Raw genomic sequence first — 14214 nt, forward strand, 5'->3', positions numbered from 1 at the left:
CGATCAGGAGGCAGAGGCGATGTCGCTTTCCATTCGTAATCGGGCATTAACAGGCGTTCTGCCGTGGATCGTGCCGGTAGTACTGTTGCTGGCCTGGCAAATTGCGGCGCAGTTGGGCTGGATTACCGCCAGAGTGCTGCCGGCACCGACGGATGTCGTAGCCGCCGGCTGGCGACTGACGGCATCGGGAGAGCTCTGGTTTCATCTGAAAAGCAGTTTTGAACGGGCCGCCATTGGTTTTCTGATCGGTGGCGGCATTGGCCTGGCCCTGGGGTTTGCCACCGGGTTGTCCCGCTGGCTTTCCCTGCTGCTGGACAGCACGCTGCAGATGGTGCGGAACATTCCGCACCTGGCCCTGATTCCACTGGTGATTCTGTGGTTCGGGATTGATGAAACCGCAAAGATTTTCCTGGTGGCGCTGGGCAGTGTGTTCCCGATCTACCTGAATACCTATCACGGCATTCGCAACGTCGATCCGCAACTGCTGGAAATGGCCCGCTCCTACGGCGTCAAAGGGTTTTCCCTATTCTGGCATGTGGTATTGCCGGGTGCCTTGCCATCGATTTTAGTGGGTGTGCGTTTTGCGCTGGGTTTCATGTGGCTGACGCTGATTGTCTCGGAAACCATCTCGGCCACCGACGGCATTGGCTACCTGGCGATGGATGCCCGTGAATTCATGCAGACCGACGTGGTTCTGGTCGCCATCCTGCTCTACGCCGTGCTTGGCAAGCTGGCAGATCTCAGCGCCAAAGGTCTCGAGCTCTGGTGGCTGCGCTGGCATCCGGCTTATCAACGCGGTGAGGGAGTGTAACCGATATGACAGACCTGTCTTCGACAAAATGGGGGGTAGGGATTACCACCCGCAACCTTAAGCGGTATTTCGGGGACCTGACGGTCCTCAAAGGGCTGGATCTGGATATCCGGGCAGGGGAGAGTCTGGTCATTATCGGCCGAAGCGGCTGTGGGAAAAGCACGCTTCTGAGGCTGCTGGCTGGACTTGATAAGCCCGACGGCGGACAACTTGAGGTCGCCGGTGAGGCGGCCGGAACCGGCAACCACAGCGTGCGGATGATGTACCAGGAGCCGCGCCTGTTGCCTTGGAAAACTGTGATCGAGAACGTCGAGATCGGCAACGTGGAATCCGCCCGGGCGAAATTCTCTTTGCACGAGGTGGAGCTCGACAGCAAGGCACAGGACTGGCCAGCAAGTCTGTCCGGAGGGCAGAAACAGCGCGTCGCGCTGGCCCGGGCACTGGCGCATCAGCCGGAACTGCTGTTGCTGGACGAACCCCTGGGCGCTCTGGATGCGCTGACCCGGTCTACCATGCACCGGCTCATCGAAAACCTGTGGCAGGAGCATGGCTTCACCCTGGTGATGGTGACCCATGATGTCAGTGAAGCTGTGATGCTGGCGGACCGGGTAATTGTGCTCGACGACGGCGCCATCGGCCTGGATGTCAGCATCCAGCTGCCCCGCCCCAGGGTGGCCACCGATCCGGCCTTCGTGGGGTATGAGGCGCGCTTGCTGGAGTACCTCACCGGCGTGCCGGCAGAGGCGCCAGGCGAGGCGGTGCCTAAAAACAAACGGGCCACGTTACAAACGGCCGCCGGGTATCTGACGATTTCGAATTAATGGATCTGCAACGGATTATCAATAACGAGAGGAAACCGATATGAGCATTCAACAACTGAACCCACGCAATCAGTTTCGCGGCCAGGTGGTGGCCATCAATGAGGGGCCGGTACTGTCCGAAGTCGATGTGGAAACCCCGGGCGGCATTGTTACCTCGGTGATCACCACACGCTCTGTCAAAGAGCTTGGCCTGAAGAAGGGCTCGGATGTTCTGGCTTTCGTTAAGGCGACTGAGGTGGCTTTGGCAAGGTTATGAGAGGTTTGGTTAATCAAGGTTAACGGTTATCTGGCGCCCGATGGCTGAAGGGAGAAAGTTGGGCAGCCTCCCACCGGCCGCCCTTCTCTCCACTTCGCTGCAAAAAGCTCGCCGCTGAAGAAAAACTTCATCGTCGAGCCCTGAACGGTCGCTTTGCGACCAGCGCAGCCTCCCCTGGTAAACAAAAGCGGACATTCGCCTTTTAGTCATTTATCTGTGAGGAGTGGACCGAGGTAAACACCAGGAGGTTCACAATGGCAATCGAATAACTGAAGATTACAGCCCCGCCTGACGCGGGGCTGAAGGGAGTTGTGTTTAAGAATTGCTTTCATCATCAAGCGTAACAACGGTATCCGCCATTAGCTCAGCGTCATCGAAGGTATCAATGTCCACGTCGCCGGTCACGGTGACCAAATCACCTTCTTCAATCTGTTGATAGCCTTCATCATCAGTCGGGTTGTACGTCATCAGAGCCGTATCGATCGTCGTCTTTTGTGCGCCTGTGTCGATGGTAAACTCTGTGCCGTCAACACCTGTTACTGTGCCGGTGAGCACCATCTGGCCGAGATCGATGGTAGGCGCTACATCGAAATCGGTGGCGCTTTCCTCATCTGCGGCACTGGCATAAAAGTAAGTGCCCAGGCTGTCCACAAAGACACTACTGGCTTCGATCTTTGCAGTTTCGAAGGTATCGTCGTCAATCTCACCGTAAACCGTGACGTTGTCGCCCGGAAGAAGTTCGCCACTTTCCTCGAACCAGGCCCAGTCGTCCATTTCAACGGTGACCAGGCCTTCGCCATAGTCCAGTTTGAACGTGTCTGCTGTCGTGCTGGTCACTGTTCCGCTCAGGGTGATCCAGGAACCATCCGATTTGAGGTATGGGCTTTCCGCGGCCAGCCCGGCAGCCGGTGCAAGTGCGAAAGTTGAAGCAATAGCGATAGAGAGTGCTGTGCGCTTCATAGTCTGATCTCCTTACCGTTTGTGGTATGTGATCTTAAGTCAGATGATCCGGGTGAGCAGGTTACTCACTCACCCTTTATCATCTACTACCAGTCTCGTGGCAGACCGCGCAGATACAAGGTTTATTAACGTTCTCTAACGCTCGGGAAATCTCTTTGTCCAGGATGCTGATTGCCTAAAAATTTATGTCGAATGAAGTTTTACAGGATTTCGATGCCCTCGCATTTATAGTTGCCTATTAATGTATCGTCTTGAAGAACGTTCCCCTCCAGATCAAAACAGAACAGATACGTTTCCGTCCTATCCCCGATTTCGACACTTTTCAGCCCGATACACTCGTCGGTACGACCAGGCATTAGCTTGAATGAAGAGACTCCGCGTTCTGGTATTCTTTTGCCAACCTCAAGTGTTTTGATATCAGTGAAGTCTGAGCTTGCAACAACCAGCGTATTACCGCCTCTTTCTGTCTCGTCAATGCCTTCATCGAACGGTGTGTGAGAAATTTTTCGTGGGAAGAAAAGCCAGCAGCCGTGATAGGGGTGCCATTCCGCCGCCTCGTGGGTGACGTACCCCTGTTTGCCAACGTTCAAGGCATCCCGAATGCGTTGATAGTTTTCGCGCCAATCCTGGCTCTCCAGGCTGTAGTTGCGGTTCAGAATTTTGACCCACTCTTCCTGGGCGTTCTTCCCATGACTGCCGACGATCATCTGATCCCCTTTGAGCGTGGCCCACTCGCTCTTGAAGCCTTTGAACTTTTCATCGCCGCTGCCCGTCATCAGGATGTGACGTGGTACAAGCTGGTTCCGGTTGCGTATTTCACAGACCAGGCCAGTTCGGTCGTCAAAGGTGACCAACCGTTCGCCAAACTGAACAAGCTCGGAGAATTCCGCGCCGCGGCCGCCTTCGGCGATTAAGCTGATTAACTGATGTTCACCCCCCGCATTCTTGGGAATCTCTTCCAGGCAGTAGCGGACATTCCCGGTCACAGGATCAGTGTCGCGGTGGAGTCTGTCGAAACGAAGAGTTGACTGCCAAGCGATTTGACCATCATCCAGTGTTACCTGGGACGCGTGGTCTTCGTCCGTAATAATGGCGAGGGTGTACTGAGTCTGTTCGCTGTTGTAGCGTTCAAGACGCTGGATATCCAAAGACTTCTGGCTCATGCCGAACTCCCTATCCCGGGTAAACGGGATGTATTGAGCATTTGTTGGAGGGTAAAGGATCTCGCAATCATTTTGGAAATTTCTGCCAGGGCTGCGTACGTGACTGTTGGCATGAATCATCACTGACTGCTGAGGTCATCCGGCACCTGTAATCGGCGATCAGGAGGATATATTTTACAACTACTTATATGGTCTTTAGTCGCTGTCATTGGAACCGGAATTGTCTGGAAAGGCAGCGGTCTGCTCGAATCCGCCAGCGAACGTCTCTCGTTGTTTTACAGATTGCCCGAGATTGTCCAGGGCGCGATCGTTGTTGCCATTGGTTCCAGCTTTCCAGAATTGGCGACCGTCGTCGTGTCCACGCTGGTGCACGGAGAATTCGAGTTGGGCGTCGCCGCCATCGTAGGTTCCGCTCTGTTCAACATCATGGTGATACCGGCATTAAGCGGGTTGGTTGCCAAGCGTCAGTTAATGACCAATCGCGACCTGGTCTACAAAGAAGCACAGTTCTATATGATAGCGGTCGCAGCGCTTCTTCTGACTTTTTCATTCGCCGTTATCTACAACCCGATGGAGTCCGGCAACGACACTCTGATGGGCGAGCTCACCCGCGGCCTCGCCGTCTTGCCCCTGGCCCTCTACGCCATTTATGTTTTCGTCCAGTACCAGGACACAATGGACTACCAATCCGACGAAGACGTTTCACACGTTCAGCCCGCAAAAGAGTGGGCAAGACTTGCGGCGGGGCTGATTCTGATTCTGATCGGTGTCGAAGGGCTGGTTCGGGCCGCCATAAACTTTGGCACTCTCCTGGATACGCCAAGCTTCCTCTGGGGCATAACCATCGTCGCCGCTGGCACGTCAATTCCGGATGCCTTTGTTTCAGTTCGGGCTGCCCGTCGTGGTAAAGGTATCACCAGTACGGCCAATGTACTGGGAAGCAATATTTTTGATTTGCTCTGCTGCATTCCTATTGGGGTATTGATCGCCGGAAGTGCTGTCATCAACTATTCGGTCGCAGCGCCGATGATGGCCATTTTGACGGTCGCAACATTGGCCCTTTTTCTGATGATGCGCACTGACCTGATCTTAAGCCGTAAGGAATCCTGGAGCCTCCTGATCATGTACGGCATTTTTGTCGTTTGTATGGGGCTGGAGTCGTTTAATTTGACCAATTTCATTGTCAATTTCCCGCCGAGTCAGTGATGGTTCGCAAGGGGAAGGTCGGTCCGGGATTGAAATGAAAAATACCTGCTGCGTGACTTTCGTCAGGTCTCGACAATCTTTTCACACACAACAGCAAGTGACCCGGGAAGGCAAGTCACGTTTATCGGCGTTTTCGCGAACACCTCCCCATCGGCAGTGACTGTTTTTGGGTTACTGGTCTGGATATGACAATGGCTGCTTTTGAGATGAACCACGGTTGAGTGTTTTCGTGGGGCGCGGCGGAGTAATCGCATGATTGCAAACGTAGTCACCAGCGAGAGCAACGAACGGGGTCGAACGGCGACAATGTCGAGCTGCCCGTCGTTGGCACTGGCCTGAGGAATCTGCTGTCCACCTCCGTAAAATGCACCGGTGGCGACAGAGATTGAGAGCCAGCGACCTTTCAGGTAGCCGGTGTCACACTGAATGCTGGCATGAAACCCGCGCTGTGCTCCCAGGCGCTTGAGCAGGGTGGCTGCGTAGCTGAATCGTCCCAGCCATTGCTTGCTGCTTGGTGCAACGTATCGAGCGGGCAGCGTGGCCAGGCCGATATGCGCCACGTTAAGGAAGATCAAGCCATTGAGCTCTGCCACATCTACCCATCGCCATTGCATGCTCGCAATGAGACGGGCGATTTGATCTGGGTCAGAGGGCAACCCCAGATTGCGCGCAAAATCATTGGCGGTTCCAGTGGGTAAAATCGCAAGAATGGCATCGCGTTCTCGGCAGATGGCCGCCGCCCGATTGACCGAGCCATCGCCACCAGCAGCGATAATGCAATCGCCCACCGTCACGGATTGAGTCCAACCAAGATCATCGAAACCGCAAGGGATGATTGGATCAACGCCTGCCGCGGTTAACTTTTCGCACCAATAGACGTCGCCATCATTATTTTCTTTCCCGGCTTTCTTGTTAACGGCCAGCCAATACTGCATTGGGTGATTGAACTCCGATTTGTCACGACTACCTTGTCCTGCAACCATCCCATAGATTCGGCGGACTCGTAAAAAGATTTATGGAAATTGGAGTCTGATCCGAATGTTCGCTTTGCGACCTCAGCGTGCTCTACTCATTAGAGTCACGGAGTCCGATTAGTCCCGCTTTTGAGGAGCGTCCAAAGCACGGTTAGAAAATCCGGACAGACTTTGTTGCTGACACCACGTTTTAGCTGCAGGAAACAAGAGCGAGACTTTCAAAAAGATTGGCGCTGAAGATTTTGGTCGGCTGATGGAGGCCTTCCTGCCAAAGGGAATGGTGACGAAGCACGCAAAGCGGTGACCGAGTGGTGACGAGATTTTTAAGGGTTTGAGAAACGGTGACCAAACGGTGACGAGAAAGGCTGTTTTCAAAAAAAACTAAGCCCGGCTCTTTCGAGGCCGGGCTAAGTGTTTGATAAATCTGGTCGGGACGGTAGGATTTGAACCTACGACCCCTTGCACCCCATGCAAGTGCGCTACCAAGCTGCGCTACGCCCCGTAAACTGCAAGCCGCCGAGAAACAAGGTTTATCTCAGTGGCTTAGCGGGAGCGAAGTCTACACCAGCCCAGGCTAAAAATAAACACCGGGCTGGCGAATTTCTCTCGAAATCAACGTAACTTGGTCTCCCGCAGTGCCAGGATGAATTCCGGCGGCTCGAAGGTATCCGGTTGGGCGCTTTCCCAGTACTTGTCGAACACCCTAAGGCCGGTTTTGCCCTCCAGTAGTGCTCCCGGTTCGAGGAACGGAAACAGGTCCAGATAGCTATGCACTTCGGTTTTGGAGACGCGACGGACGATGTGCTCCGGGCCAAGCTCAGAGGGATGCCGGAGCCCCGAGGCCTCAAGCAGATTCTGGAGGGCATCCAGGGTGTTCTTATGAAAGTTGAATACCCGCTCGCTTTTCAAGGGGACGTCCAGTTTATTGCCACGACGGGGATCTTGCGTTGCGACCCCGCTGGGACAGCGGCCGGTATGACAATTCAATGCCTGGATGCAGCCCAGGGAAAACATGTAGCCCCTGGCGGAATTACACCAGTCCGCTCCCAGAGCAAGGGTACGGGCAATATTGAAAGCGGACGTAATCTTGCCTGCGGCGCCAATGGCGATGTCTTCGCGCAGGTGGGTACCCACCAGTGTGTTATGAACCAGAAGCAGGGCTTCAGTCATCGGCATGCCAAGGCGATTGATGAACTCCAGTGGCGCCGCACCGGTGCCGCCTTCGCCGCCATCAACCACGATGAAATCGGGCTTTTTGCCTGTCTTCAGCATGGCCTTAACGATGGCGAACCATTCCCAGGGGTGGCCAATGGCGAGCTTGAAGCCGACCGGTTTGCCGCCGGAGAGGCTTCGCAGCTGTTCGAGGAATTCCAGCAGTTCAATGGGGGTGGAAAAGGCGGAATGGCTGGCGGGTGAAATACAATCTTCGCCAACCTGAACGCCTCGGGCTTCAGCGATTTCGGAGGTCACTTTTGCACCAGGTAAAATGCCACCGTGGCCTGGTTTTGCCCCTTGAGATAGTTTGACCTCTATCATTTTGACCTGGTCCAGGGTGGCATTCCTTTCGAACATCTCGGCATTGAAGGAGCCGTCGGGATGCCGGCAACCGAAATAGCCGGAACCGATTTCCCAGACCAGATCTCCACCGGGTTCCCGATGGTAGCGGGAGATCGATCCTTCCCCCGTATCGTGGTAGAAGCCGCCCTTCTTTGCACCGGTGTTCAGGCTGAGAATGGCGTTGGCGGAGAGTGAGCCAAAGCTCATGGCGGAGATATTGAAAACGCTGGCACTGTATGGTTTCTCGCAGTTTTTGCCGATCAGAATCCGGAAGTCACTGCTGTCGAGTCGGGTTGGGGTGAGCGAGTGGTTCATCCATTCAAAGCCCTCCTCGTACATGCCTAACTGTGAGCCGAATGGTCGCTTGTCGAGCACGTTCTTCGCCCGCTGGTAGATAATAGTGCGCTGTTCCCGCGAGAATGGCCGCTCCTCCGTATCGGACTGGATAAAGTACTGCCTGATCTCCGGGCCGATGGACTCAAACAGATACCGGAAGTTGGCCATAATGGGATAGTTTCGGCTAACAGTATGCTTTCGCTGCAGTAAATCCCAGGTGCCGAGGGCTGTGAGCGCACCAAAAATCACCGGAAACAGATAGCCTGCTCCAAGCCAAAGCGTTACCGGTAACGACACCAGCAGCCCGGCGATGCTGAGGACATAAGCAGAATAGCGCAAAGGGAAGGTGGTGGTTTTTTCCATGAATACCTCTGATTGCTGTCGGGCGGGTGCCGGAGAAACCTTGCAGTATAACTACGTCACCTGTCCGGGTAGTAGACCTGTTTCAGGGAACAATCTTTGCCTCTGCAAAATCTGGGCTATGCTGATGTAGATAAAAAAGGCATTTTTCTTGCTTTTGATGTTTTGAGTTCAAAGTAATAAAATGACCGGCTTGTAACGTATGAATGATTGTTCATTGCGTTATCCATTCACTCAGCATATTCAGTGATCACACCAGACCAGGAGGCGCCAACGTGGGCGAGGTAGTGAAAGACGAATATCAGACGGATTACGTCGCAGGCCAGGATAATATCAATCCGTTCGGCCTGGATCTTCATAACTGGGTTTTCCCGGTAGCGGCCATCATTGTGGTTCTGTTCGTTATCGGAACCCTGATGTTTCCGGCAGCGGCGAAGGAGACTCTTGATGGGGCCAAGTGGGACATTATTGCCAGTTTTGACTGGTTCTTCCTGCTCAGCGCCAACATTTTCGTGGTTGTCAGCCTTGCGCTGATCTTCATGCCGGTGGGCAAGATCCGGCTGGGCGGACAGGATGCAACGCCCGAATTCTCAACCATGTCCTGGTTTGCCATGCTGTTCGCAGCCGGAATGGGGATCGGCCTGATGTTCTGGGCCGTGGCCGAGCCCGTAGCCTACTACACAGGCTGGTATGAAACTCCCTTCAATGTGGCTGCCAACTCTCCCGAAGCGCGTGATCTGGCGATGGGGGCGACCCTTTATCACTGGGGGCTGCACCCCTGGGCAATCTACGCCATCGTGGCCCTGTCTCTGGCGTTCTTTGCGTTCAACAAGAACATGCCACTGACCATCCGTTCCGCGTTTTTCCCACTGCTGAAAGACAAGGTGTGGGGCTGGCCGGGGCACATCATTGATGTCCTCGCGGTTGTGGCCACCATCTTTGGTCTGGCCACGTCACTTGGCTTTGGTGCCCAGCAGGCTGCCTCCGGCCTGGATTACCTGTTTCAGGTAGGTTCTGGCACCAATGTGCAGATGGCTATCATTGTTGGCGTTACGGCCTTGGCGCTCATTTCCGTGCTGCGTGGCCTGGACGGCGGCGTGAAGGTGCTCAGTAACATCAACATGGCGACTGCGGGCATCGTGTTGTTCTTCGTGATCTTCGCCGGTCCGACCATGACCATTCTGGAGACCATCTGGGTAACCTCTTCCACCTACGTGGCCAACATTGTGCCGCTGAGTAATCCGTTTGGTCGTGAAGACGAGGCGTGGTTCCAGGGCTGGACTGTATTCTACTGGGCCTGGTGGATTTCCTGGTCACCGTTCGTAGGTATGTTTATCGCGCGGGTTTCAAAAGGCCGGACAGTACGTGAGTTTGTCACTGCGGTTCTGATTATCCCGACCTTGATCACCACCGTATGGATGAGTGGTTTCGGTGGCACGGCACTGGAACAGATCCAGCAAGGCGTTGGTGTGCTCGCAGACAAAGGGCTGACCGAGGTTTCTCTGGCGACCTTCCAGATGTTTGAGCAGCTGCCCTGGACCGGCATTGTCTCGTTCGTCGGTATTATCCTGGTGCTGGTGTTCTTCGTAACCTCGTCGGATTCCGGCTCGCTGGTGATCGACAGCATCACCGCTGGCGGCAAAACCGATGCCCCGACGGCTCAGCGTGTATTCTGGGTGGTCATGGAAGGTGCCATTGCGGCGGCGTTGATCTTCGGCGGTGGCGAAGACGCTCTGGGTGCGATCCAGGCGGTTGCCATCAGTGCCGGGTTGCCCTTTACTGTAATACTTCTGCTGATGACCTGGGGCTTGTTGAAAGGCCTGACCCATGAGAGGAAGTTGCTTCTGCAAAGGGGAGAGCTGACCTCCTGATCAGCGGGTCTGAATAAAAAAAACCGGAGCCACACCAGCTCCGGTTTTTTTATGCCCAAATACTGATCGTCAGCGCCGGGAAAAGCTTTCCATGGCAAACAGCGCTCGCTCTCTGGGGCTGAAGTGCGGGCGCTTGAGGCTCTCGATCGCGTTGAGTCTGGGCAGCAGGCCGCAGCCGTTGGCCATCTGAATGGCCAGTCCGGGCCGGGCGTTCAGTTCGAGCAGAAGAGGACCTTCGTTGGCGTCCACCACCAGGTCTACCCCCATATATCCCAGGCCGGTGGCCTCATAGCATCGGGCTGCCATTTCCAGCATGTTTTCCCAGTCTTCAATCCGGATATTCTCCAGAGCCAGCCCGGTGTCCGGGTGCAGGGTAATCGGCCGATTGAACTGAACTGCGTTCAGACTCTGGCCAGAGCCGATATCCAGCCCGACGCCAACAGCCCCCTGGTGCAGGTTGGCTTTACCGTCGGACGCGGTGGTTGCCAGACGGAGCATAGCCATGACGGGATATCCCTGAAACACCACGATCCGGATGTCGGGAACACCCTGGAAGGAGTACTTGGCGAGTGCCGGGGAGGACTGAACCAGGTTTTCAACAATGGCAACATCCGGGGTACCGGCCAGGGAATACAGGCCAGCCAGAATATTGGTAAGGTGACGCTCCAGCATGGCGACGGAAATGCGGGCGCTGGAGGCCTTGATAAAGTCGTCGCCGTCTCGCCCGGTAATCACGGTAATGCCCTTGCCGCCAGAGCCTTTTGCTGGCTTGATGGCGAAACCGGCCAGATCCTCTGCCATTTCCCGAAAATGGGAGATTTCGTGTTGCTGGCGAACCACCTGCAGCAGCTTGGGGGTTTTTACGCCGTATTCGCTGACCGCAAGCTTGGTTTTCAACTTGTTGTCCACCAGCGGGTAGGAGGTGCGATCATTGTACCGGGCAATGTAATCTACATTGCGCCGGTTCATGTTCAGCATCCCGAGATTTTTCAGCCTGCGTGGAGAGATCCAGTCCATATCAGTCGTAGGCCTTCATCGGGGTAAACCGCTTGAGCTCGCTGAGCTTGTAGCCGGTGTACTGACCCATCAGCAGGATCAGCCCGAGAATAACCAGATGTAACTCCGGGAAGTTGAAGGTGAGGTGGCCCGCCAGCGGAGTGCTCATGGCCAGGTAGGCACAGATGGCCACAAACAGGCTGCCTGAACCCTGAACCAGCACTTCGCGGGCGCCTTCCTCTTCCCAGAGAATGGACATACGTTCGATGGTCCAGGCGATGATCACCATGGGGAAGAAGGTGACGGTCATGCCAGTGTTAAAGCCCATCTGGTAGCCAATGATGCTGAGCCCTGCGGTTATGAAGATCACCAGAATGATCAATGCCGATATACGTGATACCAGTAACAGGTTCAGGCTGGAAAGATAGCCGCGCAACAGCAGGCCAATGGCTACGACGGACAGAAATGCGATCAGACCCGGCACCAGGGTGGTCTGTACAAAGGCCACGGCGATCAGGACCGGCATGAAGGTGCCCGATGTCCGGATGCCAATGACAATCCGCATGAAGGCGACAATGAGAGCGCCGATGGGGAGCAACAGCAGCATTCGGAACATGCTCTGTTCTTCGATGGGTAGCTGGTAGAAACCGAGCACACTCAGCCCATTGGCGTTGGACTCCAGCGTTGCCAGTTGCAGCGCCGGTACGGTCTGCCGCAGCATGGAAAAACTCACCTGGGAGTCATCGCCACCCACCACGTCGAGGAGGGAATCAGCCCCCTGTCTCCAGAGCAACAGGTTTTCCGGTACACCTTGTTCTGCGGTGCGCGGGTCGAAGGTAAGCCAGCGCTTGCCGTTGTATATCTGTAGAAATGGCACCAGTTGTTGGCGACGGCGGGCATCCTCAAGCTTCAGGGCATCTGCGGTGCGCGCAGCGATGCCAGCGTGGTTCAGCATCTTTACCAGAAGTTGCAGATAGTTGTCGTCGGATACCAGTAATGTTGTGTTCTGGGTGCGGTTGTCTGGCTGCATCAGGCGGATCAGTTCGCGGGTCATGCTCTCCGGTGAACTGGATCGCTCCGAAGCTTGGGTCAGGAGCTCTCTTACGGCGGTGGCCTGGGGCTCCTCCCAGAAAACCGTCAACGCCCGGGGTTTACGCACTGGTGGAGTATGAATTGCGTCTTCATCCGGTACAAACTGTGCCTTGAAATAGAGAGTCTGAGGACCGGCGACGTCTCGTTTTGTCCACTGTGCCCTGCGCCCGCTGTTGCTATCCAGAATTGAGAAGCCGTAGCCGGGCGAGGCGGCCTGCTCCGTCAGGATGCGGAAGCCGGGCGGTTGCTCCGGGATGTGCAGGCTCACTTCAGCCGGGCTGTTCTGGCCCTCGAAATCGACTCGCGCCTCAATCATCCAGACCGGACGTTGTTCACCGGTCATCCACGGAATACCCAGTTCCAGATGGCGCCAGGTGGCGATCGCTATCCCTGCCGCAATCAACAGGAAGACAAACACGTAAAACGGGACCCGGGAGCGTACCGTCATTCTTCCTCTCCGTTTGCCGCTTGTTCAAGGTAGGATTCGGGCAGCTCTGTTGCGAATTCCTTGCCGACATCGATCAACATGACGTCTCGCAATACGTTGCGGCCAATCAGGACTTCGTAAGTCAGATTTGTCCGGTCTGCCAGGGTAAACTCAGCCACCTGCTGGTGGTCGCCAATGGCAAACTGAAGCTCCACCACCACCCGTCGCTCTGACTCATCGGCACTGGACTGGATAATCTTCACGCGCCTGGAGATTTCTTTCTCCATGGCTACCCACTCGGCATCCTCAGTACCAGGAACGGGCACTTCAAAGCGCACCCAGTTGCTGCCATCCCGTTCAAAACGCTGAACGTTACGGGCGTGTATGGAAGAGGTTTCCGCGCCACTGTCGATTCGGGCGGTATAGACATGGTCGGGGCCTGCCAGGAAAAACTTTTCGACCTCACCGACAACGACTTTGCCTTTGAGGCGATCCGCCCGGCCTTTATCTTCGCGGGAAGCGGGGCAGGTAGGTGCCGCCTTTGGTGGTGGGCACGATGGCTTTTCAACCTGAGTGGCAATGGCCTGGAGAATGGTCTGGGTAGAATCCTGATTCTGCTGCAGGAGCTTTTCGTGCCTTACACCGGCATTCTGCTCCATGGTAACAAGGGTCGCACGCTGGCTTTGGACCGAGGCTCGCACCTCTTCAATATTCTCTTTCGGTACCATGAAATAACGATCGGAAGCGCAACCAGAAAGTGCGACTGCCAGCCCTGTTAAGGCAACTGCGAACAATGAGCGGGTTTGCGAAACACTGGACCCCATGAATATCCCCTGAACCGGCCGTGAGAATTATTGGCACTGGATGCCTCAGCCATTGGATGTGTTGTCAATCAGGCGGGAGAGTATACTACAACGTACCTGTGTGGTGACTTTACAGATGGTTAAGGCGCATCTTTACCGGCCCAGGAAAGGCCCCTGGCCCAGTGGCGTCTCGGATCTCAGGTACTCCTGGATGACCGGGGAACAATTCAGGTAGAACAGTAGCAGCTCCCGCTGAATATCCTGGTCCTGAATGCGCGCAGCAAAGGAAATGACTTCCTTGAGCGCACGGTCGCTGGAGGTGGTGTCTGTCGGCACCGTGAAGCTCTTTCCATAACGGCTTTTCAGCAACTGTGTCAGTCGCTCAAGGTGAAACTCGCCCGTATGGGTGATGTGAGGCAAAACCCGCACATGCTTTTCCGCCGAGCGCTGATTTTCCGAAGACAATGTCTGTTCGTCTTCCACACAGGTAGCCTGCAGGAAATCGGACCCGAATTTTCTCCACAATTCCTTGAACATGCTCCGACCTGCCAGTCAGCTTTCCGTTTACGGCTTTAGCACTC

General features: G+C 55.2%; 13 protein-coding genes and 1 tRNA gene. 5 read left to right on the top strand and 9 right to left on the bottom strand.

The genetic code is table 11. From position 1 onward, the window contains the following. Positions 1–19 precede the first annotated feature (19 nt). The 3 genes from ssuC to Q674_RS37630 are packed head-to-tail and all read left to right on the top strand — an operon-like array spanning position 20 to position 1888. Positions 20–811, top strand: coding sequence for an aliphatic sulfonate ABC transporter permease SsuC (ssuC, locus tag Q674_RS37620; protein WP_023009824.1), 792 nt, complete (start codon positions 20–22; stop codon positions 809–811). A gap of 5 nt (positions 812–816) precedes the next feature. Beyond that, positions 817–1632: an ATP-binding cassette domain-containing protein gene (locus Q674_RS37625; protein WP_023009825.1), complete on the top strand. Its 816-nt coding sequence runs from the start codon at positions 817–819 to the stop codon at positions 1630–1632. A gap of 40 nt (positions 1633–1672) precedes the next feature. Next, complete coding sequence (locus Q674_RS37630; protein WP_023009826.1) at positions 1673–1888, top strand: TOBE domain-containing protein; 216 nt, start codon at positions 1673–1675, stop codon at positions 1886–1888. Positions 1889–2203: 315 nt separating this feature from the next. On the opposite strand, the gene Q674_RS37635 is transcribed toward Q674_RS37630, so the two are convergent. Next, positions 2204–2848 (bottom strand): DUF5666 domain-containing protein, encoded by a 645-nt coding sequence (locus Q674_RS37635; RefSeq protein ID WP_023009827.1) that lies wholly within the window; start codon positions 2846–2848, stop codon positions 2204–2206. Positions 2849–3048: 200 nt separating this feature from the next. Continuing rightward, positions 3049–4011, bottom strand: a complete 963-nt coding sequence (locus tag Q674_RS37640; protein WP_023009828.1) for a hypothetical protein — start codon at positions 4009–4011, stop codon at positions 3049–3051. 207 nt (positions 4012–4218) lie between these two features. Here Q674_RS37640 and Q674_RS37645 point away from each other — a divergent pair, with 207 nt between their 5' ends. After that, complete coding sequence (locus tag Q674_RS37645; RefSeq protein ID WP_264650094.1) at positions 4219–5217, top strand: sodium:calcium antiporter; 999 nt, start codon at positions 4219–4221, stop codon at positions 5215–5217. A gap of 62 nt (positions 5218–5279) precedes the next feature. Here Q674_RS37645 and Q674_RS37650 read toward each other — a convergent pair whose 3' ends face one another. The 3 genes from Q674_RS37650 to Q674_RS37660 all read right to left on the bottom strand — a co-directional run bounded on the left by Q674_RS37650 (position 5280) and on the right by Q674_RS37660 (position 8447). Next, a complete protein-coding gene (locus tag Q674_RS37650) occupies positions 5280–6152 on the bottom strand; it encodes a diacylglycerol/lipid kinase family protein (RefSeq protein WP_023009830.1) in 873 nt (290 codons plus the stop codon). A gap of 464 nt (positions 6153–6616) precedes the next feature. Beyond that, positions 6617–6693 (bottom strand) — tRNA-Pro (locus Q674_RS37655). A gap of 110 nt (positions 6694–6803) precedes the next feature. Next, on the bottom strand, positions 6804–8447 hold the full coding sequence (locus tag Q674_RS37660; RefSeq protein WP_023009831.1) for an FMN-binding glutamate synthase family protein: 1644 nt from the start codon (positions 8445–8447) through the stop codon (positions 6804–6806). Between the two features lie 272 nt (positions 8448–8719). Here Q674_RS37660 and Q674_RS37665 point away from each other — a divergent pair, with 272 nt between their 5' ends. After that, positions 8720–10315, top strand: coding sequence for a BCCT family transporter (locus Q674_RS37665; protein ID WP_023009832.1), 1596 nt, complete (start codon positions 8720–8722; stop codon positions 10313–10315). A 69-nt stretch (positions 10316–10384) separates the two neighbouring features. Here the strand turns inward: Q674_RS37665 and Q674_RS37670 are convergent, their stop codons facing one another. The 4 genes from Q674_RS37670 to Q674_RS37685 all read right to left on the bottom strand — a co-directional run bounded on the left by Q674_RS37670 (position 10385) and on the right by Q674_RS37685 (position 14170). Continuing rightward, positions 10385–11332, bottom strand: a complete 948-nt coding sequence (locus Q674_RS37670; RefSeq protein WP_031210452.1) for an alpha-L-glutamate ligase-like protein — start codon at positions 11330–11332, stop codon at positions 10385–10387. A gap of 1 nt (position 11333) precedes the next feature. Next, positions 11334–12851, bottom strand: a complete 1518-nt coding sequence (locus tag Q674_RS37675; protein ID WP_014420997.1) for an inactive transglutaminase family protein — start codon at positions 12849–12851, stop codon at positions 11334–11336. Further along, positions 12848–13654, bottom strand: a complete 807-nt coding sequence (locus tag Q674_RS37680; protein ID WP_022991663.1) for an ATP-dependent zinc protease — start codon at positions 13652–13654, stop codon at positions 12848–12850. The genes Q674_RS37675 and Q674_RS37680 overlap by 4 nt, the downstream gene beginning before the upstream one ends. 132 nt (positions 13655–13786) lie before the next feature. Next, positions 13787–14170 (bottom strand): hypothetical protein, encoded by a 384-nt coding sequence (locus Q674_RS37685; RefSeq protein ID WP_011785515.1) that lies wholly within the window; start codon positions 14168–14170, stop codon positions 13787–13789. Positions 14171–14214 lie beyond the last annotated feature (44 nt).

It is taken from the genome of Marinobacter sp. EVN1, from assembly GCF_000475375.1.
GTDB lineage: Bacteria > Pseudomonadota > Gammaproteobacteria > Pseudomonadales > Oleiphilaceae > Marinobacter > Marinobacter nauticus.